The sequence below is a fragment of the Nocardia sp. Marseille-Q1738 genome (assembly GCF_965283145.1).
Window position 1 is genome coordinate 335,336 of record NZ_CBDIMS010000008.1, and the last position, 22,381, is coordinate 357,716.

At 68.0% G+C, this 22,381-nt stretch carries 20 protein-coding genes and 1 rRNA gene; 10 read left to right on the forward strand and 11 right to left on the reverse strand.

Annotation, left to right across the window (positions count from 1 at the left end; all coding sequences use genetic code 11):
* The first annotated feature begins 43 nt into the window (after window positions 1-43).
* On the forward strand, window positions 44-1,072 hold the full coding sequence (locus ACWPXK_RS26595; protein ID WP_454198882.1) for a hypothetical protein: 1,029 nt from the start codon (window positions 44-46) through the stop codon (window positions 1,070-1,072).
* A gap of 597 nt (window positions 1,073-1,669) precedes the next feature.
* Here ACWPXK_RS26595 and ACWPXK_RS26600 read toward each other — a convergent pair.
* Together ACWPXK_RS26600 and ACWPXK_RS26605 are read right to left on the reverse strand one after the other, a co-directional pair.
* Complete coding sequence (locus ACWPXK_RS26600) at window positions 1,670-2,623, reverse strand: ADP-ribosylglycohydrolase family protein (protein WP_454198883.1); 954 nt, start codon at window positions 2,621-2,623, stop codon at window positions 1,670-1,672.
* Between the two features lie 355 nt (window positions 2,624-2,978).
* Window positions 2,979-3,833 (reverse strand): LLM class F420-dependent oxidoreductase, encoded by an 855-nt coding sequence (locus ACWPXK_RS26605; protein ID WP_454198920.1) that lies wholly within the window; start codon window positions 3,831-3,833, stop codon window positions 2,979-2,981.
* A 138-nt stretch (window positions 3,834-3,971) separates the two neighbouring features.
* On the opposite strand from ACWPXK_RS26605, the gene ACWPXK_RS26610 reads away from it, so the two are divergent.
* The 4 genes from ACWPXK_RS26610 to ACWPXK_RS26625 all read left to right on the forward strand — a co-directional run bounded on the left by ACWPXK_RS26610 (window position 3,972) and on the right by ACWPXK_RS26625 (window position 10,382).
* On the forward strand, window positions 3,972-5,492 hold the full coding sequence (locus tag ACWPXK_RS26610; protein WP_454198884.1) for a threonine/serine ThrE exporter family protein: 1,521 nt from the start codon (window positions 3,972-3,974) through the stop codon (window positions 5,490-5,492).
* A gap of 106 nt (window positions 5,493-5,598) precedes the next feature.
* Window positions 5,599-6,255 carry a biliverdin-producing heme oxygenase gene (locus ACWPXK_RS26615; protein ID WP_454198885.1) on the forward strand — a complete coding sequence of 219 codons (657 nt, stop codon included), beginning with the start codon at window positions 5,599-5,601 and terminating at the stop codon, window positions 6,253-6,255.
* Between the two features lie 77 nt (window positions 6,256-6,332).
* A complete protein-coding gene (locus tag ACWPXK_RS26620; protein WP_454198886.1) occupies window positions 6,333-8,033 on the forward strand; it encodes a bifunctional metallophosphatase/5'-nucleotidase in 1,701 nt (566 codons plus the stop codon).
* 315 nt (window positions 8,034-8,348) lie between these two features.
* Window positions 8,349-10,382: an SDR family oxidoreductase gene (locus ACWPXK_RS26625; RefSeq protein WP_454198887.1), complete on the forward strand. Its 2,034-nt coding sequence runs from the start codon at window positions 8,349-8,351 to the stop codon at window positions 10,380-10,382.
* A gap of 70 nt (window positions 10,383-10,452) precedes the next feature.
* Here ACWPXK_RS26625 and ACWPXK_RS26630 read toward each other — a convergent pair whose 3' ends face one another.
* The 3 genes from ACWPXK_RS26630 to ACWPXK_RS26640 all read right to left on the reverse strand — a co-directional run bounded on the left by ACWPXK_RS26630 (window position 10,453) and on the right by ACWPXK_RS26640 (window position 12,533).
* Window positions 10,453-11,109, reverse strand: a complete 657-nt coding sequence (locus ACWPXK_RS26630) for a cutinase family protein (protein ID WP_454198888.1) — start codon at window positions 11,107-11,109, stop codon at window positions 10,453-10,455.
* 157 nt (window positions 11,110-11,266) lie between these two features.
* Window positions 11,267-12,271: a zinc-binding alcohol dehydrogenase family protein gene (locus ACWPXK_RS26635; protein WP_454198921.1), complete on the reverse strand. Its 1,005-nt coding sequence runs from the start codon at window positions 12,269-12,271 to the stop codon at window positions 11,267-11,269.
* A gap of 106 nt (window positions 12,272-12,377) precedes the next feature.
* Window positions 12,378-12,533, reverse strand: a complete 156-nt coding sequence (locus ACWPXK_RS26640) for a hypothetical protein (RefSeq protein ID WP_454198889.1) — start codon at window positions 12,531-12,533, stop codon at window positions 12,378-12,380.
* Between the two features lie 176 nt (window positions 12,534-12,709).
* On the opposite strand from ACWPXK_RS26640, the gene ACWPXK_RS26645 reads away from it, so the two are divergent.
* Window positions 12,710-13,348 (forward strand): TetR/AcrR family transcriptional regulator, encoded by a 639-nt coding sequence (locus tag ACWPXK_RS26645; RefSeq protein WP_454198890.1) that lies wholly within the window; start codon window positions 12,710-12,712, stop codon window positions 13,346-13,348.
* 2 nt (window positions 13,349-13,350) lie between these two features.
* Complete coding sequence (locus ACWPXK_RS26650; RefSeq protein ID WP_454198891.1) at window positions 13,351-15,036, forward strand: FAD-binding dehydrogenase; 1,686 nt, start codon at window positions 13,351-13,353, stop codon at window positions 15,034-15,036.
* Between the two features lie 7 nt (window positions 15,037-15,043).
* Here ACWPXK_RS26650 and ACWPXK_RS26655 read toward each other — a convergent pair whose 3' ends face one another.
* The 3 genes from ACWPXK_RS26655 to ACWPXK_RS26665 form a co-directional block, all read right to left on the reverse strand.
* Window positions 15,044-15,547 (reverse strand): hypothetical protein, encoded by a 504-nt coding sequence (locus ACWPXK_RS26655; RefSeq protein ID WP_454198892.1) that lies wholly within the window; start codon window positions 15,545-15,547, stop codon window positions 15,044-15,046.
* Between the two features lie 291 nt (window positions 15,548-15,838).
* The gene (locus tag ACWPXK_RS26660; RefSeq protein WP_454198893.1) at window positions 15,839-16,672 is read right to left on the reverse strand and encodes an IclR family transcriptional regulator; all 834 of its coding nucleotides are present in this window, start codon (window positions 16,670-16,672) and stop codon (window positions 15,839-15,841) included.
* A 135-nt stretch (window positions 16,673-16,807) separates the two neighbouring features.
* Window positions 16,808-17,068 carry a three-helix bundle dimerization domain-containing protein gene (locus ACWPXK_RS26665; protein ID WP_454198894.1) on the reverse strand — a complete coding sequence of 87 codons (261 nt, stop codon included), beginning with the start codon at window positions 17,066-17,068 and terminating at the stop codon, window positions 16,808-16,810.
* A gap of 195 nt (window positions 17,069-17,263) precedes the next feature.
* Between ACWPXK_RS26665 and ACWPXK_RS26670 the strand changes: the two genes are divergently transcribed.
* Together ACWPXK_RS26670 and ACWPXK_RS26675 are read left to right on the forward strand one after the other, a co-directional pair.
* Window positions 17,264-17,740 (forward strand): nuclear transport factor 2 family protein, encoded by a 477-nt coding sequence (locus ACWPXK_RS26670; protein WP_454198895.1) that lies wholly within the window; start codon window positions 17,264-17,266, stop codon window positions 17,738-17,740.
* A gap of 76 nt (window positions 17,741-17,816) precedes the next feature.
* Complete coding sequence (locus ACWPXK_RS26675) at window positions 17,817-18,869, forward strand: aminotransferase class V-fold PLP-dependent enzyme (RefSeq protein ID WP_454198896.1); 1,053 nt, start codon at window positions 17,817-17,819, stop codon at window positions 18,867-18,869.
* 499 nt (window positions 18,870-19,368) lie between these two features.
* Here ACWPXK_RS26675 and ACWPXK_RS26680 read toward each other — a convergent pair whose 3' ends face one another.
* Both ACWPXK_RS26680 and ACWPXK_RS26685 read right to left on the reverse strand, forming a co-directional pair.
* Window positions 19,369-20,445, reverse strand: coding sequence for an NAD(P)H-dependent amine dehydrogenase family protein (locus ACWPXK_RS26680; RefSeq protein WP_454198897.1), 1,077 nt, complete (start codon window positions 20,443-20,445; stop codon window positions 19,369-19,371).
* Window position 20,446: 1 nt separating this feature from the next.
* On the reverse strand, window positions 20,447-21,238 hold the full coding sequence (locus tag ACWPXK_RS26685; protein WP_454198898.1) for an SDR family oxidoreductase: 792 nt from the start codon (window positions 21,236-21,238) through the stop codon (window positions 20,447-20,449).
* A 92-nt stretch (window positions 21,239-21,330) separates the two neighbouring features.
* Between ACWPXK_RS26685 and ACWPXK_RS26690 the strand changes: the two genes are divergently transcribed.
* Window positions 21,331-22,209, forward strand: coding sequence for a helix-turn-helix domain-containing protein (locus tag ACWPXK_RS26690; protein ID WP_454198899.1), 879 nt, complete (start codon window positions 21,331-21,333; stop codon window positions 22,207-22,209).
* Window positions 22,210-22,303: 94 nt separating this feature from the next.
* On the opposite strand, the gene rrf is transcribed toward ACWPXK_RS26690, so the two are convergent.
* A 5S ribosomal RNA gene (gene rrf, locus ACWPXK_RS26695) occupies window positions 22,304-22,381 on the reverse strand; the annotation flags it as partial.

Here is a 22,381-nt window from a genome sequence, read left to right on the forward strand (position 1 = left end):
TCGCTAGCATCGCCTGGCACCCCGGATGCCAGAATGAAACGTTATGCGCTTAACCACCCCGACCGTCATATTGATGATGGCGGCAGTCCTGCTGACAGGATGTGCTATTCCGGCACAAGGACCAGACCAGGCCGAGCGTGACAGCTGGTCACGCGTGATCGAGACTGCCATCCGGGCCCTTCCCGGGGTGGCCGATGCGTCACATTGGTTCCAGCACTACCGGGACGGCAAGTACACATCCCGACTCGACGTGCAGCTCGAGGATGACGCGACACCAGCCGAGGCCGCGTCTGTGGTGAGTGTTATGGGCGCCCAACAGCTTCCGCCGCGCTACCAAGGAGACCCGACATCGGTCAACATCGACCGGATGACGGACTCTTATTCTGCGAGCTGGCATTTCGGCCGGGACGTGGGCAGCGAAGCCCACACGACAGACACTTGGGTACGAATGTCGGCCCCCGGTACCGGCACGCAGGTGCACTGGCGGTCACGCGGCGGCGACGTGAACCGCATGAGCAACTCCATCAGCGTCTCAGCGGGCTCCGAGGCCGAACCCCACCGTGCCACCGCGGCGATGCGCCGAATCATCCAGGACTTCCCCGAACTGGCATCCAACTACTGGACGGTGTCCACCGTTCATGAGGAGAGCGGGTTCAAGAATCACTCGAGCCTGGAACCCGGGTGGCTCCACACGGACCGCCCATTCCGCTTCCCGTACAGCCGACCCCGCTTCCCGTCCAATGGTGAACTCGAGATGTGGGAGTGGTTCCTGACCGATCAACCCACCCCGTTCTTCGTCGAGATTTCCGTATACGACCCGCCCGGCAAAGCAGGCCGCACCCTGGACGTCGCGATATACCCTCCTGTCGGAAAGCAATTCACCGCTGCGCAGGCAACACAACTCGCCGAAAAGCATCTCCCCTACTTGGCCCAGCCCGGTGCCGTGGTCGACTACACGATCCAAACACGCAACGTCCCCGTTTTCGCGGTCTTCATCGGCGGTTGCCAGGAATCCTGGCGCGATGTTCCACCGGAGTCGCAGCCCTACGCGCGTCAGTATGAACGCTGCTAGGCCGTGTCTCAGTAGTGGTTTGTGTTGCAAGGCGCTGGGAAGCGGCGTCCGGCCAAGGTAGCAACTGTACGTGGATATAGCGGTAGATACCCAACATCAGTCGTGAGCTTGCGGCCATACTCGCCGGATCCAAACGCGTCGTCACCGGCTGGCTGAACACACTCAATTCGGCAAAGTAGTGCGTGTTGAGATTTCATGTACCCGAGCCATATACGCGGCCAGGATGTAGTTCGGGTTCCGGTGCATCCGCGGCAACCGCACCACCGACGCTTGCGCCAACTGCCGCAGCCTGCGAGTCGCGCACTGCCGGTCCATCCTCCGGCCGCGAGTGGTTCAGCAGGATAGGGCCACATAACCGGTCACCGCACGATCGGTCGGTCTCCCGGCCGACTGCCGGAGCCAGAAGCTCCAGAACGACTTTGGCGATCGTGCCCACCACATGTAGTCGTGGTGGCCATGTTCCTCTGCGAGGTCTTCGATGTCGGATTGACAGGCTTCGAAGATCCGCAACCCAGCGACGGCGAATCGATGCCGGTCGAAGTACCCATGCCCCACGATGACCGCGATCGGCGAGCTATTCACCACCCGATCCCGGCATTACCGCACGTTCGAGCCGTGCCTGTCGTCGAGCTCTTGCCGGGCGTCGCCATCCGTCGCCCAGGCAGGCAGTGGCTCTCGCGCCGATAACCACTGCGCGGGTATTCCGCGTACGCCGCTTCGCGTGCCGATGCCTGTGTGCGCTGCCACGATCCCGCCGACGATCGCGGCCGTGGTGTCCGCATCACCACCGGCCTCGACACATGCGGTAACAGCAGCGGGATAGTCGTCGAGAAAGGTCGCGGCCGCCCACAGGGTGAACGGCACCGTGTCCTGGGCGCTGACTTGCGCACCATTACCGAGTTCATATGCCGCTTCGGCCACCGAGCGCCCCAACAACCGCCGGGCACGGCGGACACCACTGGCGGTCCGGCCCTCGACCAGGTACGGCTCCACAACGGCCAACAATTCCTCAGGCGCGCAATCTCTTCCGCGGGTGGCCGCGGCGTGCCCGGCCGCGACGGCAACCGCCATGGCGGCCACGATCGCTTCCGGATGCCGATGCGTCACCTCGGCCGACAATGCGGCTTGGGCCGCGGCACGGTCCAGGTTCCCGGCGAAATACGCTCCGAGCGGAGCGACCCGCATGGCAGCACCGTTGCCCCAGGAGCCGCGCCCGTCGAACAGGGCGCCCGCCGCGTCGGCCCAAGGCCGTCCGTCGCGAATCTCGTGCAGCACAGCGACTGTGCCGCCACTGTAGCCCCGGTAGGGCTCGCAACGGTCGGCGAAGGCTGCCGCAAGCGCGTCGCGGTCGATCCGGCCGCAGCCGCGGATCTGCGCGTACACCGAGCAGGCCATCTCCGTGTCATCGGTCCATTCCCACGGCGCCGCCGGCACTCGGCCAGCGAGAAGATCAGGTAGCGAATGGCCCGGCACGAAGAATTGAGCACCCAGCGCATCACCGACGGACAAGCCCTCGAGACTGTCACGAGCGACATCGGAAACCAGTGGCATATCGGCAACCATGCTGCCAAACCAGGACGAACCACCGCAACATCACTGCCCCGAAGCATTTCGCTATGGGGAATCGCAGCTGGCCGCGGAACCCAAGCATCAGAACGGAGCCAGGATTTCCTCTGAACTGCCGCTCTCCGCCACCCCCCACGGGTTCTGCTCTGAAGGACGCGGGGTTTTCCTGAACACGCCGGAAACGAGAACCTTCGGGAGGGGGTGACTTGTCCGAGTCACATCCATCTGGAGGTTCTCGTGTCCCACGGCAACGCACCTACCAGTGTTCATTGCAGAGGGCTGGTCTTGCAGCGGAATCCCGGGGGGCAACGGACGCCGCACACGAGGTGCGCACGCCGCGTCACCTGGTGTGCTCGATACCCAGCTTCCCGGCCAGCCGGGTGAGGTAGGCCCGAACGTCGTCCACCGGGCGGTCGGGCAGTCCGAAAACCGCTTCGGTGACCCCGGATTCGGCCCATCGCGCCAGCTGCTCGGGGTCGTGGCGACCGGCGAGCGCGATGATCTCCGGCGTGTCCGCGCGCTCGTGCTCGCGCCAGACTCGGTGCAGCAGCGCGATTTTCGTGTCCAGGCCGTCCTCGGTGGGGGTGGTGATCCATCCGTCCGCGTGCTTCGCCAGCCAGGTGAAGTTCTTCTCGGTGCCCGCCGCGCCGAGCAGCACCGGAATCCGCTTCCGCACCGGCTTCGGCCAGGACCAGCTGGCGCCGAAGGTCACGAACTCGCCGTCGAACGCGGCCTCCTCCTCGGTCCAGAGGGCACGCATGGCGTCCAGATGCTCGCGCAGCACGGTCCTGCGCTTGCCCGCGGGCACGCCGTGATGGGCCAATTCGTCGGTGTTCCAGCCGAATCCGACCCCAAGACTCACCCGGCCGCCGGACAGATGGTCCAGCGAGGCAATGGTCTTGGCCAGCGTGATCGGATGGTGTTCGGCGGGCAACGCCACGGCGGTGGACAAACCGATGCGCTCGGTCACCGCCGCCGCCGTGCCGAGCGCGACCCACGGGTCGAGGGTGCGCAGATACCGGTCGTCGGGCAGGCTCGCGTCACCGGTGCGCGGGTGCGCCGCCGCCCGGACCACCGGGATGTGGGTGTGCTCGGGCACATAGAACGTGTCGAAACCGGCACGCTCCGCGGCCGCGGCCGCATCCGCGGGGGTGATGCCCCGATCGCTGGTGAACAACACGATTCCGTACCGCACCGTACGCGCTCCCATCGCCGAAATTAGAACAAGTTCTATCACGGCTCACCGGTCCGGCCAAGGGCCCGGCCAGGACCGACACGCCCGCACCGGACCGCGCGGATGCCAACGACACGCCGGGTGACTAGGTTCGCGTCCATGGCTACTGACGCACCTATCGGAGGCGATGTCACCACCCACCGGGTGGATCACCTCGGCTGGCGTCGCGGTTTGCGCCTGCGACGCGCCCGCCCGATCCCCGTTGTCAGCCAAGCCGTCGGCCTGCTGGTCGCGGACCGCCAGGCGACCGCGGACACCATCGTCACGGCGCCGGCGCCGTTGCAGCCGATCGATCTCACCGACGACGCCCGGGTCGCCGAGGTCCTCGACCTCGCGGTCCGGGTCGGCGAGGTGGTGCTCGCCTCGGGCACCGGTGTGGTGGACACCACGACGACGGTCCGTTTCATCGCCGCCACCTACGGCCTGTCCCGGTGCAGCATCGACGTCACCTACGACGCCATCCGGATCTGGGCCGACCGCGGGCCCCAGCTACCGCCGGCCAGCACCATGCGGATCGTGCACTACCGCGCCCTGGACTTCACCCGGCTCGCCGCCGTGGACCGGCTCACCCGCCGGATCCGCAACGAGGTGGTCCCACCGGGCCAGGCGCGCGCCGCGCTCGACGCGATCACCTCGGCGCCGCACCCCTACCACCGATGGACCGCCACCGCCGCGTGGTCGCTCATGGCGGCGGCGATCGCCGCGCTGCTCGGCGCCGGCGCGGTCGTCGCCGCGGTCAGCTTCGCCACCACCGCGGCGATCGACCGCACCAATCGCGTCCTCAATCGCTACGGACTGCCGTTCTTCTTCCAGCACATGGTGGGCGGCGCGATCGCGGCGATTCCGGCGATCGTGCTGGCCGGTCTCGCGGCGCGGCTGCGCATCGACGTCGACCCCACGCTGATCATCGCGGCGGGAATCACCGTGCTGCTCAGTGGATTACAACTGGTCGGCGCGGTGCAGGACGCGATCACCGGCGCCCCCATCACCGCGACGGCCCGCATGCTCGAGGTGATGATGATGACCGGCGGCATCATCGCGGGCATCGCGCTGACGCTGCGCATCGCCGATCTCGTCGACGCCACGGTGCCACCGGTCTACCTCACCTCCGCCCGCGACATCACCGACCTGCCGGTGAAGATCGTGGCGGGCGCCCTGGCGGCGCTGGCGTTCGCGCTCGCCTGCTACGCCGAACGCCGTGCCCTCGCCGCGGCCGCCGGCAGCGGCGCGGCGGGCACCATCTGCTTCGAGTTCGCGCAGAACGCCGGACTCGGTCCGGTGATCTCCACCGGCGTCGCCGCGACGCTGGTCGGCCTGGCCGGTGGCCTGATGGCCCGCCGGGCGCTGACTCCCCCGCTGGTCGTCGCGGTCGCGGGCATCACCCCGCTGCTGCCCGGCCTCAAGGTCTACCGCGGTCTGTACGCATTACTCAATGACGAGCTGCTGATCGGAGCCGATCAGTTGCTCTCGGCATTCGGCATCGGCTGCGCGCTGGCGGCGGGTGTCACCCTCGGCGAGTGGTTCGACCGCACCGTACGCAGACCGCGGATACTGCGCCGGTTCGGCTCGCTGCGGCGCCCGATCGTCCGGCGTCGCCGCCGCCCGGCGCCCACGCTGTGAGCCGCGAGGTGACTGCGCGCCCAGCGCCCGGCCGGTACCCTCTAATCGAGTTGGTCAGGGTAGCCGAATTCGACAGCGGCCCCGGTCTGAGGTGAGGTGGTTCGGCATGTCGGAAGCAGTACCGTTCTCGACGCAGATCCGCACCGCCACCGCGGATCAGCATGCGGAGGCGGAGAACTCGCGGTTCATGAGCGACATGCTCGGCGGAGCGCTCGGCGTCGACTCCTATCACCGCTACACCGGTCAACTCTGGTTCATCTACCGCGCGCTCGAGCGGCGCTGGGACACCCTGGCCGACGACCCGGCCGCCGGACCGTTCATCCGGCCCGAACTCGCCCGCACCGCCGAACTCGAGCGCGACCTCACCCATCTCATCGGCCCCGACTGGCGCACCGGCCTGGAACCGCTGCCCGCGACCGCCGCCTACGCCGAGCGCATCGACGAGTGCGCCCGCGACTGGCCCGCAGGCTATATCGCCCACCACTACACCCGCTACCTCGGCGATCTGTCCGGCGGACAGGTCATCCGCGGCACCGCGGAGAAGCTGTGGAATCTGCCGCACCGCGGCGACGGCGTCCGCTTCTACGTCTTCGACGGCGTCGGCAATCCCGCGGCATTCAAGCGGGAGTACCGCGGCCTGCTCGACCGCCTCCCGCTCGACGATCTGGAGCGCCGCCGCGTGCTCGACGAGGGCAAGCGCGCCTTCGCGATGAACACCGCGGTCTTCCAGGAGCTCGCCGAGGAGTTCCCGGCGGCCCAGTAGTCGCGCCCGCATTGCCGTGCGCCGCTGGGATTTCCGGCTCTCGTGCGCGGATTCGCGAGACATGGGACAGTCGTGGCATGAGAGCGCGCCGTCGCATCGCCGTGATTCTTGCCGGTCTTGTTGGTGCCGGTCTGCTCGGAGGCTGTGGCGCGGCGTCCGATCCGAACACGGGCCCCGCCTCGTCGGCACCACCGATCGTGCCGCTGATCTCGACGAACGATCTGCGTCCCGCGCAACCGGACGAGGTGCACCTGTTCGGCTTCAACGACCTGCACGGACACTTGCAGCCGCCGAGCGGGTCCACGGGCAAGGTCGCGGGATACGACGCGGGCGGCGCGGCCTATCTCGCCACCCATCTGGCGCGACTGAAGGCCGCCTATCCGGCGAGCGTCGTACTGGCGGCCGGAGACAACATCGGAGCGAGCCCCTTGGTCTCCGGGTTGTTCCACGACGAGCCCACGATCACCTTCCTCAACAACGTCGGCGTGTCCGCATCCGCGGTCGGCAACCACGAATTCGACGACGGCGTCCTGGAATTGGCACGGCTGCAGCAGGGTGGCTGCCCGGTGGACGGATGTTCTCCCGGCGCGCCGTTCACCGGCGCGAGATTCCCGTACCTGGCCGCGAACGTCGCCGACGCCCAGGGCAACCTGCCGCCCGCGCTGCGCCCGTGGACATTGCTCGAGGTCGGCGGGCACAAGATCGGCGTGATCGGAACGGTCACGCCGGAAACGGCGCACATCGTGCTGCCCGAGGGCATTCGGGGATATCTGTTCGGCGACCAAGCGGCCGCCGTCAACCGCTACGTACCGGAGATGAAGGCGGCGGGCGCCGAGGCGATCGTGGCGCTCGTGCACGACGGCGGCTCCCAGCGGCCGGAGCGGGACGCGCCGCTGGACTACAACGGATGCGCGAACATCACCCCGAACGTCACCGGGCTGGCCGAGCGGGTCGACCCGGCGGTGCGCGCGGTGATCACCGGCCACAGTCATCAACCCTACGTGTGCGTCATCGGCGGCAAGGTGGTCACCCAGGCGGCCTCGTACGGACGGCTGATCAGCGACATCACCTTGCGTTTCGGCGCCGACGGCGTCCAGGCTTCCGCGGTCAACCGGGTGGTGTCGCGGGAGGTGACGCCGGACGATCGGACGAACGCGCTCATCGACTTCTACGCCGAGCAGGCGCGGCCGCGCGCCGGCCGAGTCGTCGGCGCGACCGCCGACGCGCTCCCGCATGGCCCGGGCCCCGCGGGTACCTCGCCGCTGGGCGACGTGATCGCCGATTCCATGCTGTCGGTGACCGCAGGCCCGGCCGCCGCCGTCGCCGCGTTCATGAACCCCGGCGGTGTGCGCGCCGATCTGAAGCAGGGTCCGATCACCTACGGCGACATCTTCACCGTTCAACCATTCGGCAACCAGGTCGTCACGCTCACGCTGACCGGCAGCCAGATCCTGCGTCTGCTGGAACAGCAGTGGAGCAACCCCGGCAAGCCGACGGTCCTGTCCACCGCTGGTCTAACCTATGCCTATTCCGACACCGCTCCCTCAGGCGGGAAGGTGATCGCGGACAGCGTCCGCGTCGCGGGCCTGCCGCTCAATCCCGTCGCCACCTATCGCATCACGACCAACAGCTTCCTCGCCTCCGGCGGCGACGGGTTCTCTGTCTTCACCGAAGGCACCGACACCGCCGCGGGGCCGACCGACGTGGACGCCTTCGAAACCTTCCTGCGCGACAAGCCGCCGCTGCAGGCGCCGCCCGACCGCGTCGAGAAGAAGTAGCCGAGTGAAAGTAGCCAGGCCGGACGCTACCAAGTTGCTGGACACTCGACCAGAACCAAGGTAACTGGAAATGTTTGTAACACATACCGTTTGACCTGCGCAGACGGTGACCAGTCCCACAGGTTGAACGGACCATGATCGCTTGCCGGTAGCGTACGCGGTCGATTACTGTTCAGTAATAAGTCAGGACGAAGGTGTTCCTACTTTCGGCCCGACGACTTCACCGGGGGCCGAATCACAGCTCTCCGCATTCACTGCCGCATGCCGGATGACTTGTGCCACAACATGATTCGAGTGAACGGCAGGAGAAGTGCGATGGCGACCTACATCGTGACGGGCGGAACCGGATTCTTGGGGAGGCGGGTCGTTCAAGATCTGCTGGATCACGACCCCGAGGCGATCGTCCACGTGCTGGTGCGCGAGACCTCACTCGCGAAGTTCACCGAGCTGGCCGCGGGCTGGCGCGGCGCGGAACGGGTCTACGCGCTGATCGGCGATCTCACCGCCGACGGCCTCGGACTGGCCTCCGAAGCGCCGCGCGCCGACCACGTCATCCACCTGGGCGCCGTCTATGACATGACCGCCGACGAAGACACCGCCCACGCCGCCAACGTCACCGGCACCCGCTCGGTGCTGGCACTGGCCCGCGAGCTGGGCGCGGTGCTGCACCATGTCTCATCCGTCGCCGTGGCGGGCGACCACAAAGGCAAGTTCTTCGAAGAGGACTTCGACCTCGGACAACGACTGACCTCGCCGTACCACCGCACCAAGTTCGCCGCGGAAAAGCTCGTGCGCCAGGCGCGCGGCGTGCGGTGGCGGGTGTACCGGCCCGCCATCATCGTGGGCGATTCCCGCACCGGCGAGATGGACAAGATCGACGGCCCGTACTACTTCTTCAGCGCCATCGCGAAGCTCGGCGCGCTGCCGTCCGACCTGCCGATGCCGCTGCCCGATCTCGGCGCGACCAATATCGTTCCGGTCGACTATGTTTCGGCCGCCATGGTCGAACTGATCCGCCGTCCCGGCCTGGACGGGCGCACCTTCCACCTGGTCAACCCGGAGCCGCAGCCGTTCAGCGAGATCTACGGCGCGCTCGCCGCGGCGGCGGGCGCGCCGACCGGCGTCGGCACGGTGCCGGGCAGCGGGCTGGCGCTCAGCGGGCTCGCACACATCCCGGGCGTGCCCGCCGTGCGCGATTTCCTGCTGGAGCAGTTGGGTATTCCGGCCGAGGTCGCGCCGCACACCTCGTTCTCCGCCGAGTTCATCAGCGACTCCACCCGCGCCCAGTTGCGCGCCGCAGGCCTGACCGTGCCGTCGTTCGACAGCTACGCCGAGCGCCTGTGGCAGTACTGGCGCGAGCACCTCGATCCGCAGCGCGGTCGCGTGTCGATCAAGGGTGACCCGCTCGCCGGCCGCGTCGTGCTGATCACCGGCGCGTCCTCGGGGATCGGGCTGGCCACCGCGCACGCGGTCGCCCGGCGCGGCGCCACCGTGCTCATGATCGCCCGGGGGCACGACGACTTGGCCGCCGCCGCCGAGGCCGTGCGCGCGGAAGGCGGTGTGGCACATACCTATCCGTGCGACATCACCGATTCCGAAGCGGTCGAGAAGCTCGTGCAGTGCGTGCTCGACGACCACGGTCACGTCGACTACCTGGTGAACAACGCGGGCCGCTCGATCCGCCGCTCGGTGCTCAACTCCACCGACCGGATGCACGATTTCGAGCGCACCATGGCGGTGAACTACTTCGGCGCCGTGCGGCTCATCCTCGGCCTGCTGCCGTCCATGCGAGCGCGCCGGTTCGGGCACGTGGTCAACATCTCCTCGATCGCGGTGCAGACCAAGGTGCCCCGGTTCGCCGCGTACGTGGCGAGCAAGTCGGCGCTGGACAACTTCAGCGAGATCGCCGCGGTCGAGAACCGGGATGCCGGAATCACGTTCACCTCGGTGCGGATGCCGCTGGTGCGCACGCCGATGATCGCGCCGACCGACCTGTACCGCTCGCTTCCGGTCCCCGACCCGGAGCAGGCCGCCGCCATCGTGATCCGCGCGCTGGAGGATCGACCGCACCGCATCGACACGCCGGTCGGCACCTTCGCCCAAGCGGTCGAGCTGCTCATGCCGTCGGTCAAGCGGCAGATCATGCACCAGGGCTTCCGCCTGTTCGGGGAATCCCGCGCCGCGCAAGGCGAGAACAAGCCCGGGTCGGCGGGCGAGGCACCCGCCGCTTCGGACGACGCACCGGACCGCAGCCCGTTGTCCGTGCTGGCCCCGGTGATCATGCCGTTGATGGCCCTGCCCGGACCCGCGGCACGTGTTGCCCGCGTGGTCCCAGGCATCCAGTGGTAGGTGAATTGACTACGCCATGGTTGGGGGCCGCCCGAGCGACCCCCAACCGCGGATTCCCGGTTCTGCGGATTCACACTCGGGACGCCGCGAACTGCACGGCGGGCCACATGGCCCATCCGTAGTTCGTGTGCGCGGCCGGATGGATGCCGCCCTCGCAGACGGGATCACCGCTGGTGCAGTAGTTTCCGGTCCGCCACGCGTAGTGCTCGGGAACGTTCCAGCCGAGCAGGTGGACAGGATCGCCGAACAGGAGCACCGCCGCTACCCGGGATTCCAGCTCCCCCGGAAGCGAGTGGATGCCGCCGAGCGCGGTCACGACGCCGGTGCCGAGCACCCCGTGCGTCACGACGGCCCCTTGCGAGAAGCCGATCAGGACGAATCTCTGCCCCGGGCACATCTCGGCTTGCCACAGCAGGTGGGCGGTCATGTCCTGGGTGCCCCGGCTGATCGAGGACGGATCGAGCAGATCCGCGGGGTAGTTCACCCGGTAGGACTGCGAACTCACCGGAAGTGCTTGTCGCAGTGTGGCATAGAGCGGGTCGCCCACCACCGAACCCAGATATCCGGGTTCATGGGTGCCCCTGGCGACAACGACATCGACTGCCGCACATGGCATCGCCCATGCGTGCAACCCGGTCGCCGCTCCGAACCCCGCGACGAGCAGCAGCACAGCGAATGCCCTTACCACACGCCACTTTTCGAAATGAATTACCTTCCGGTTGGCCATCGTACTCACCTACACTCACGCCGTTGTGAGATAGCCGAGTGACTGTTGTCAGTGACAATTGCTCGGCTATATACGCGAAGGTAAGAACGTCTCCGACGCCCGTCAAGGAATGCGACCCGACCGATACGGACTCAGCGCCGAATCGTGCTCTGCCCACCTATGGAACGAGAACCGCTGCGCCCGTGAATCGTCCGTGCGCGAGATCGGTCAGCGCCCGATCCGCCATATCCAGGGAGTACCCGTGCGTGCTCAGATGTATCCGGTGTTCTCCCGCGAAAGCGAGGAATTCGCGGGCGTCGGCGCGGGTGTTGGCGGTCACCGAGCGAATCTCCCGCTCCTGGAACAGATGCCGCTGGTAGTTCAGCGGAGGGATGTCGCTGAGATGGATCCCCGCGATGGCGAGAACCCCGCCGCGATCGAGCGCCGCCAGCGCGGGCGGCACCAGCTCCCCGACCGGGGCGAACAGGATCGCCGAATCCAGCTGCACCGGTGGTGGATCGGCCGCGCCTTGGACCGACGCGGCGCCGAGGGCGGTCGCGAGTTCGCGCGCGGCGGCATCGCGCGTCATCACGTGCACCTCGGCGCCACGCGCGGCCGCGACCTGGGCGGCGATGTGAGCGCTGCCACCGAAGCCGTAGATCCCCAGCCGCCCGCCCGGCGGCACAGACGCGCGTAGCAGAGCCCGATACCCGATGATGCCTGCGCACAGCAGCGGCGCGGTGTCGGCATCGGTGTAACCGGCGGGCAGACGCAGCGCGTACGCCGCGGGCACACAGGCGAACTCCGCGTAGCCGCCGTCGGCGTCCCAGCCGGTGTAGGCCGAACGCGGACAGAGGTTTTCGGCCCCGCGCAGGCAGAACTTGCATTCCCCGCAGGTATGCCGCAGCCAGGCGATGCCTACCCGATCCCCGATGGCGAACCCCTCCCCTTCGGCCGCCGCCCCGAGCGCGACGACTTCGGCGACGACCTCGTGCCCCGGCACCACCCCCGGACGGCGCACCGGCAGGTCGCCCTCCGCCACGTGCAAGTCGGTCCGGCACACACCACAGGCGAGCACACGGACGAGCAGCTCGCCGGGCGCCGGTTCCGGGATCGGTGCGCGCTCCGCGTCCAACGGTCCCGCGGCGATGGGGCCCGGTCTGCGCACCCGCCAGCAGCGCATCCCGGCAGCACCGCCATGAACCTCGCTCATGCCTGCACCTCGCTGGCGCTCGGCTCCGGCACGAGCGAGTGCTCGGCTGTGTCCATAGTTCGCTCGCTGCGCTCACTCATGCCTGCACCTCGCTGGCGCTCGGCTCCGGCACGAGCGAGTGCTCGGCTGTGTCCATAGTTCGCTCGCTGCGCTCACTCATGCCCGCACCTCGCCGACGCTCGGCTCCGCCCACGAGCAAGTGCTCGGCTGTGCTGGTCGTTCGCTCGCTCATCGTCGGATCACCTCCCACGATCGGCTCCACCCGGGGGCATCCGACCAGGCCGGATGCGCCGGACTCACCCTACTCGGCGATTTCGGTCCCACCCGGTAACCAGGTCTGATACGTTTCTGTATCGAGTACATTTGTGTATCCAGTGGCTGGTCTCCGGCGACCCGAGGAGGTGCCCGATGACGTCCGATGCCGTACGGGCCGCACCCGCCCGGGTCACCCGCCGGCGCGCGGAAACCAGGAACCGGCTGCTCACCGCCGCCTATGAAGCCTTCGCCGAGGAGGGATTCGGCCGCGCCACCGTGGAGCGGGTCTGTGATCGCGCAGGTTTCACCCGTGGCGCGTTCTACTCCAACTTCACCTCGCTGGACGAGCTGTTCCTGGCCATGTGGGAGGAGCGCTCGACGGCGATGCTCGCCCAGGCGAGGGCGATCCTCGACGAGATCGCGGTGGACGGCACCGACGATGTCCGCACCGCCGTCGAACGACTGGAACGAGCGGTGCCGATCGACGACGGCTGGTACCGGATCACCGCCGAGTTCACCGCGCACGCGCTGCGCACTCCCGCACTGCGCCGGGTGATGGCCGTGCGCGAGGAGGCGATCGTCGCGGCCCTCATGCCGACGATCGTCGCGGCGCTCGCGCGCAGCGGCCGCACCGTGCCCGACCCGGACGCGTTCGGCCAGGCGCTCATCGCCGTCCACGACGGCACCAGCGTGCAGGTGCTGCTGGAGCCGGACAGTCGCGTCGCGCGCGAGCGGCGCACCGAACTCTTCCACCACGTCGTGCTGGCCTACAGCACCGCAACCGAAGGATGAACATGTCCCACAGCAGTCCCGATGTGGCGCCGGAGGCCGATGTCCTCGTCGTCGGCGCCGGGCTGGCCGGCCTGGTCGCCACCCACGAACTGGTCAAGGCCGGCCGCACCGTGCACGTGCTCGACCAAGAGAACCGCAACAATCTGGGTGGTCAGGCGTTCTGGTCGCTGGGCGGGCTGTTCTTCGTCGACAGTCCCGAGCAGCGCCGCCTCGGCATCAAGGATTCCTACGATCTCGCCCTGCAGGACTGGCTCGGCTCGGCCGGGTTCGACCGCGACGACGAGGATCACTGGGCCAGGCAGTGGGCGCAGGCGTACGTGCGGTTCGCGGCCGCCGAGAAGCGGGACTACTTGCGTGAGCTCGGCCTGCGCGTGACGCCGCTGGTCGGCTGGGCCGAACGCGGCGGCGGGCTCGCCCACGGCCACGGCAACTCGGTGCCGCGCTTCCACCTGACCTGGGGTACCGGCCCCGAAGTGGTCCGGGTCTTCGCCGAGCCCGTGCTCGAGGCCGAGCACCGCGGGCTGGTCCGGTTCAGCTTCCGCCACCAGGTGGACGAGCTGATCGTGGCCGACGACGCGGTGGTCGGCGTGCGCGGCACCGTGCTCGAGGACACCGATCTGGAACGGGGCCGTGCCTCGTCCCGGAACAAAGTGGGCGAGTTCGAGTTCCGTGCGAAGGCCGTGATCGTGGCCTCCGGCGGGATCGGTCACAACCACGAGCTGATCCGGCGCAACTGGCCCACCGAGCGGCTCGGCCCATGCCCGGAGACGCTGATCTCCGGAGTGCCCGCGCATGTCGACGGGCGGATGCTGGGCATCACCGAAGCGGCCGGCGGCGCCATCGTCAACCGGGACCGGATGTGGCACTACACCGAGGGCATCGTCAACTGGGACCCGATCTGGCCCGACCACGCCATCCGGATCATCCCGGGCCCGTCCTCGATGTGGTTCGACGCGAACGGAAAACGGCTGCCCGCACCGTGTTTCCCCGGATTCGACACCACCACCACGATGAAGGAGATCCTGAAGTCGGGCTACGACTACTCCTGGTTCGTGCTCACCCAGTCGATCATCGAGAAGGAATTCGCGCTCTCGGGCTCCGAGCAGAACCCGGACATCACCGGCAAGGACCTCAAGCTCACGCTGAAGAGCCGGGTCGCCAAAGGCGCACCGGGTCCGGTGGAGGCGTTCAAACAGCACGGTGTGGACTTCGTCGTCGCGGACACGCTGCGCGAGCTGGTCGACGGCATGAACAAGATCGCTCGCGGACCCCAGCTGGACTACGACGACCTGGAACGCCAGATCGTCGCCCGCGACCGGGAACTGTCCAACAAGTACACCAAGGACAGTCAGCTGATGGCGATCACCAACGCGCGCCGGTACTTCGGCGACAAGGCGGGCCGGGTGGCCAAACCGCACCGGATCCTCGATCCGGCCGCCGGTCCGCTGATCGCCGTGCGGCTGAACATCCTCACCCGGAAAACCCTGGGCGGCTTGCAGACCGATCTGGATTCGCAGGTGATCAAGCCGGACGGTGCCGCATTCCCCGGCTTGTACGCCGCGGGTGAGGTCGCCGGATTCGGCGGCGGCGGTGTGCACGGTTACAACGCGCTGGAGGGCACCTTCCTCGGCGGGTGCATCTTCTCCGGCCGCGCCGCCGGGCGTGCGCTGGCCGCGAAACTGGCCTGAGGCCGAATCATCTCCTGCCGTTTTCCGTGCCGCCGAACAGGACGGCGAACCAGGAGGCGGACGAGTCCGGCACCATCTGGTAGGTCAGGTCCGGCGCCGGTTGGGGGTCGCCCACCAAGCGGTACCGGACTCCGACCACATCGCCGGAGGAATCGGCGATCCGCACGAAGGTCGACGCACTCGGATCCCGTTGGTTCGCAGTGCATTCCGAGCAGCCGCCGACGACGAGCGAAGGCACGTGCCGAGCATGGAGGTCGAGATACGCGCCACACTGATCGGCAGGGCCGTACTGCGCGGTCGACACTCCGGCATGGGAGCCGTCCGTCGGCAGGTCCCGGAGCGAACACACCGGCCGGCCGAACTCGTAGTACCGTGTCCCGCCGGACACCACCGGCGCAAAACTGACGGCTACCACCGGTAATCGTGACGTCGCAGCCGCTTCGTGGTTGGCACCGCACGCGGGCGCCGACGGCCGCGCCAGCCAGACCACGGCGGCGACGGTGCCCAGCACACCTGCCGCGAACCATAGCCATTCGGATCGGAATGGTCGCTGTTGGATCGGTACCCGGTGCATCGCTCCCCGACTCCGGCTCACCTACTCGCGGACTGTCCATCCTGACATCTCCAGGAAAGCAGCCCCTCCGCCCGCACACACCGCGAACGAAAATTCTTCACAGTGAAAGACACACCGTTCAGCAAGTGACAGGCAAATTTCGAGCATTTCGCCCCACGGCATCGCTGTCGATCGGAAATGATTCGGAAGAACCCCTCGCCGCCACTCATCCGGCCCAGCCCGGGAACGCTAGCGCCAGCGCACGTACCGGGGAAACAGCAAGCGTCCCGCTTCGTGGCCCACGTCGACCAGCACCTGGGCCAGCCGCGCGGTATCCAACGTCGCCCGGTCGATCCGACCCGACAACGACACCGCCGCCACGGCCGCACCGCGCCGCCGAATCGGCACGGCCACGCATGCGATACCCGGAACCGACTCCTCATTGTCCACCGCGACACCCTGCCGGTTGCGGATGCGGCCGAGTTCGCGGTGCAGTTCGGCACGGTCGGCGAGAGTACGAGCGGTCAGCTGCGGGAGGCGATCGCGGAAGGACGCCTCCACGATGCTCGGTTCCAGCGTGGCCAGCAGCGCTTTGCCGAGTGCCGTACTGTGCGCGGGCATCCGGCCGCCGAGCCGAGTGGGCACGGTCGCGGCGAGCCGGCCGACCTTGTCCAGGTACAGCACCTCAGGCCCGTCCAGCACGCCGAGGTGACCGACCATGCCGGTCTGCTGACTCAGATCGTGCAGCAGCGGATTCACCACATCACGGATCTCGTTGTGATCGGCGGCAAGTCCACCCAGTTCGAGCGTGCGCACGCCGAGCCGATAACCACCTGGTGCGTGCGCCAGCCAGCGCAACCGGATCAGCTGGTCCAGGATGCGGTGCACCGTAGACCGCGGCAGCCCGGTGCGCTCGGCGAGTCCCACGAGGCTGAGCGTCGGCGTCGCACCGTCGAAAGCGTCCAGTATCAGCGTCATCCGCTCGATCATCGACACCGGAGGCTGGCCGGTCCGAGCCGCGACCTGTCCTGATCCGGTCGATAATTCCCCGGACTCGGGCTCGGTCGTCGCCTCGACCGCCATAACCAACCTCCACACGCGCTCGCGTAGAGCTTAGAAGTAATCGCCTCGCGCAGGGGCGATTCCCAGATTTCGACGAGCCACCAGCGATCCGGCGGCTACGTCCAGCGGTCGGTGCAGGTGCGAACCTGCCCGTGGTCAATCGGATCCGTGTGCGGACTCCGCGAGGTTGAACAGCCACTCGCGGGTGTAACGCTCGGCGAGCAGCGGCAAGTAATTCCTGACGGTGGCATGATCGGCGAAATGGTCGTACGACGAGTGCAGGTGATCCTCGATCGCCGCTTCGCTGACCACGCCGTCGAATTCGTCCTCCAAGCGCTCGGCGGCCGCTTTCAGGGCGAGGTCCTGATCAATGGTGGTGTCCTGGTGTGCGTCGTGGGTGGTGGGACGGTCGGTCATCACGATTTCCCCTGGTTGTGTGACGAGGTCGGCTCCACGGACGCCCTCGTGGCCGCACGACGGCGCCCATGATCCGGGTACCCGATCGTGCCGATTCGACACCGAACGGATCACTCCCCGCTTCGACACTCCGGCCGACGGCGAGGAATAGAACGCGTTCTTGTCTGACACAGCCCCGCGTGCCAGGCTCAACGGATGGATCTCGACGTCATCGAAGCCGTCCGCCAGCTGAAGTACCGCTACTTTCGCACCCTCGATCTCAAGAAGTGGGACGAGTTCGCCGACACCCTCGCCGCCGACGCGACCGGACGCTACGGCACCCACGCCATGGGCAGGCCGTTGCACCTCGACGGCCGCAACGCCATCACCGCGTTCATGCGGGAGAATCTCGGGCCCTCGGTCGTCACGGTGCACGTCGCCAACCATCCCGAGATCCGTGTCGACGGCGAAACGGCCACCGGCTCATGGGCTTTCGAGGATACCGTGATCGCCACCGAGTACGGCGTGCTGATCAGGGGAGCCGGGTACTACACCGACACCTACCGCCGGGACACCGATGGCCAGTGGCGTATCACCTGCACCGGGTACGAGCGCATCTACGAATCCATGCAGGCACTGTCCGACATACCCAGCTTCCAGTTGCTGTCCAACATGTGGGCATCCGAGAAATAGCGCCGGGCCGGAAATCGGTCCACTATCGCGCCGGTGGCGCTGGACGGCACGGGTGCGCCGGGCGGATGCTGCGGACATGTCCTCCCTAGCGCCTGACGAATACACGCTCGAAACCACCTACCTCAACACGGCCTCGTACGGTCTACCCTCCGCCCGAGCGCTGAGCGCCGTGCGCGACGCCGGCGCCGCCTGGGCCACGGGCCGTGGCGGGCCGGGGTCGTCGCTGGATCTCCTGGTGCCCGACCTGCGGGCCGGGTTCGCCCGCCTGGTCGACGGCGCGACCCCCGACGACGTCGCACTCGGCAGCGGCGTCGCGGGCCTGATCGCCCCGGTGGCCGCGGCACTGCCGCCGGGGGCTGAGGTGCTGTTGCCGGAGGGCGAATTCTCTTCGGTTTCCATGCCCTTCGTTTATCGCGGCGATCTCGTCGTGCGCTTCGTCCCGCTGCCGGAGTTGGCCGCGCAGGTGCGACCGGAGACCGCGCTGGTCGCGGTGAGCGTGGTCCAGTCCGCGGACGGCCGCGTCACCGACCTGGCGGAGCTGCGCGCCGCCACCCGGGCCAACGGCGCGCGGCTGCTGGTGGACGCCACTCAGGCCGCGGGCTGGCTGCCGCTGCGATTCGCCGACGCGGACTATTGGGTCTGCGCCAGTTTCAAGTGGTTGATCGGTGCACGCAGCGTCACGTTCTTCGCCACGGCGCCGGAGTTCGTCACCGAGCTGCGGCCGGTCGGGTCCAGCTGGTACGCCGCCGAGGACCGCTGGGCCGAGCTCTATCGTCCGGTCGCGTTGCCTCCGACGGCACGACGCTTCGACGCGACCCCGGACTGGCTCGGCGTCATCGCCGCGCTGGCGGGACTGTCGCTGATCGAGGAACTCACCGTCGACAAGATCGGCGCGCACAACCTGGAGCTGGCCGACCGATTCCGCGAAGGCCTGGGTGAACTCGGGTTCGAGCCCGTCGCGGCGCGCTCCCCCATCGTCTCGGTGCCCGGCGCGGCAGACGCGGCGGCGAAGCTGGAAGAGGCGAATGTGATCGCCTCGGCGCGGGCAGGTGGGCTGCGGTTCGCTTTCCACCTCTACAACAGCACCGACGACGTCGAACGGGCGCTGTCTGCGTTGCGCGCCAGATAAGCCGAAGAGCGCCTTCCGGGCCAAGGCGCCGGACACGCCCAACTGCCATCCGGCGCGTCGCGCAGGACCATACGCACAGCGGCCAGGCATGCCAACCAGCACCATCGCGTCGAATGCCTTGCAGCGGACACGGTCCGCGCCGCGGCGTCGCAGGACCGGACAGTACGATCCGCACGGCACCACGCAAGACCCACCGGCGCAATCCGAGCTCCGCGCGGGCAGGACTCACCAGCGCCACCCGTGTTCGGCGCAGCGCGGAACCAACCAGCCCTTTCGCGCTGGGCGCCGAGCAGAAACACGGCGCCATCCGCATTGCGCGGCGGCGCGGTCCGAATCGGCGCCCAACCGCGCTGGCGCAGGACCCACGGGCATCCGCGGCTGTGCCAGATAAGCCCAAGCGGCACCCGCGCTGTGCGTCAGGCCGGTTCAACCGGCACTGTCCGCTGCACCCCACGCAAATCCGCCGAGGAACCGGGGTTACTCGGCAGCTCCGCGCGGTTCAGCGGCTGCGGCGGTCTGCCGGTGCAGTGATCAATGGAAGATCGAGAGCGGTCAGAATGCCGGGCGGCGCCGCGACTACGGCGGGAACGGCATTGACGATGCGCATGCCGGTGGCCAGCAGGGTCGCGTAGTTGTGGTCACCGTTCCGGCTCGAGGCCACCAGGTCCATCGCGTAGCTGGGCTCGCCGGTGATCTCGACCCGGTAGGAGCCCTCGGGGTGGGCCGGCTGCGGCCAGTCCGGGCACAGGTCGGGCCGCAGGCGGGTCACGTGCTCCAGCACCGTGACGGGCGCGTCGCCGACCATGCCACGCACTTCGAAACGCAAGGCGGCAGCGGTGCCTTCGGCGATATGCCCGGTCGCGATATCGAACGACGCCGGCGCGGGGATACGCTCGTACGTCTCGGTGACGGCGTCGAGGGTGACCCCGATTCCCGCGGCAAGTTGGCGGACCGTGCCGCCCCAGGCCAGGGAGAGCACGCCGGGTTGCAACAGCATCGGGATGTCGTCGACGGGCTTGCCGAAGCCCATGATGTCGAACATGACCTCGCGATTGTCGTAGCTGGCGTAATCGACGATTTCCAGGCAACGCACCTGGTCGATGCGCAGGCAGGTGCCAGCGAGCGCGAGCGGAAGCAGGTCGTTGGCGAAACCCGGATCGATGCCGTTGACCCACAGCGACGAATTCCCTTGGGCGGCAGCCTCCTGCACGGGTTTCAGCAGTTCGTCCGGAAGCACGCCATAGGGGTACTGGAAGAACACCGGGGCACAGGCGACGACGTTGATTCCGGCGGCGAGAATGCGCTGCAGATCCTGTACGGCTTCGAACAGCCGGTTGTCGGTCATCGAGCAGTAGACGACGCAGTCCGGCCGCGACGCGAGCAAGGTCTCGGCATCGGTCGTCGCGGTGACGCCGACCGAATGATCCAGGCCCGCAAGCGTTCCCGCGTCCATTCCGGCTTTGGCGGGACCGGAGACCCATACGCCGGTCAATTCCAGGTCGGGGTGGGCGATGACGCCCGCCAAGGCATGTCTGCCGACATTGCCGGTACCCCATTGCACTACGCGATATGTCATGTCACAGATCCGGGATGGGGAGGTCGAGGTTCGGGATGATCAAGCCGCCGTCGGGCTCCAGAATCTTGCCCGTGAGGTACTTCCCCGCGGGCGAAACCAGATAGAGCGCGGCGGCGGCGATGTCTTCGGGTTCGCCGATGCGGTGCAGCGGCGTCTTGGATTCCAGTTCGGCCCGCATCGCGTCGTTGCCGGCGACGATCTCCAGCGCCGAGGTGAGGATCGCGCCGGGCGCTATCGCGTTCACCCGGATCCGCGGGTTCAGGTCGAGCGCGGCGAGCTTGGTGTAGTGGGCAAGGGCCGCCTTGGCGGTGCCGTACGCGGCGAAGGCTCGCCCGGGTAGGCGCCCCATGGTGGAGGTGATGTTCAGGATCGAACCGCCACCAGCGGTTTCCAGCATCCGCGGCACCGCGGCACGAACCAAGGCATGCGCATTGGTGACGTTGAAGGCGAACGCGTCGGTCAGTGCCTCGGGTGTCGTGTCCAGCAGCGGGCACGGCAGTGCGCCGCCCACGTTGTTGACCACGATATCCAGCCGCCCGAAGCGTTCGACCGCCGTCGCGGCGAGAGCTGCCGTGGCGTCGATGTCGCTCAGGTCCGCGGGCACCACGTGGGCCTGCCGTCCGGCGGCGGCAACCTGCTCGGCGACCTCGTCGAGCTGGCTCTTGGTCCGGGCGGCGATGACGACGTCCGCCCCCGCCTCCGCGAACGCGACGGCGATCGCCGCGCCGAGGCCTCGGCCCGCGCCGGTGACGATGGCGACCTGTCCATCGATCCGGAACCGATCCAGAATCATCCGGGCTCCCTACATGTCGAATATTCGACAGCTTGTGATCTAATATTCGTCATCGTAGGTCGCCCGCCAGAGTTGGGACAAGAGGTTGCGCAATGCCCGATCGCTCCGCGTCGCCGCCGACACGGCGAGTCATCGACATCGTGTCGCTGCTGGCGACCTCCGGTGAGCCGATCAGCGTCGCGGGCATCGCCGAGCGGCTCGGCATCGCCAGGGCGACCGCGACCGCGATCCTGACCGAGTTGGACGCGTCCGGTTGGGTGGTGCGCGACCCTGCTCGTGGCTACGGCATCGGACCCGCGCTGGCGGGATTGCACGGTGCGGCGCTGCCCCACGGTGTCGGCGACATCCTCGGCGCCCTGGCCGCCCGCACCGGATATGGCGCGACGTTCAGCCGCATCGAGCCCGATCGGCTCACCGTGCTCGACGTACGGCATGGTTCCGACCGTGTGGTTCCCGGAATCCCGGTGGGACATCGCATTCCGTTGCAGTTCCCGGCTGGGGCGAGTGTGATGCCGTGGCGTTCGGCGAGCGAGCAGAACACTTGGCTGGGCACCGCGACCGACGCGGATCGGCGCATGGCCGGCGCTCTGTCGGCACTGGTGCGTGATCGCGGCGTCGCCGTGTTCCGGCCCCGCGCCGACGACGCGGGCATGGTCGACTTGCTCGCCGATCTGCTCGGCGCGGTGGGATCCGAACTGCTGCAACCGCATCTACGTACTCGCGCTCTTCGTCAGCTCGCGGCGCTCACGTCACGGCCGTTCAGCCGGGCAGAGCTGGATTCGGATGAGGTGCTGCCGCTGAGTTATCTCGCGGCGCCGGTTTTCGATGCGAACGGCAGTGCGGCGTACGAGGTTCAGCTCGGACCATTGCGTACGGCGACGACTCGACGCGAACGGGATGATTTCATCGAGGCGACTCGTGCGACGGCGCGCGATTTGACGGCCGCGATCACTGCGGCGCGCCACGGGTAATGGGCATCAGTGGACGGCAGCGCATCGAAGCAATTGTTTTCCCGCAAAATGCCGAAAGGCCCTCGACGTTGTCGAGGGCCTTTCGTGAAGGATGTTCCGGCGGTGTCCTACTCTCCCACACCCTGTCGAGTGCAGTACCATCGGCGCTGGCAGGCTTAGCTTCCGGGTTCGG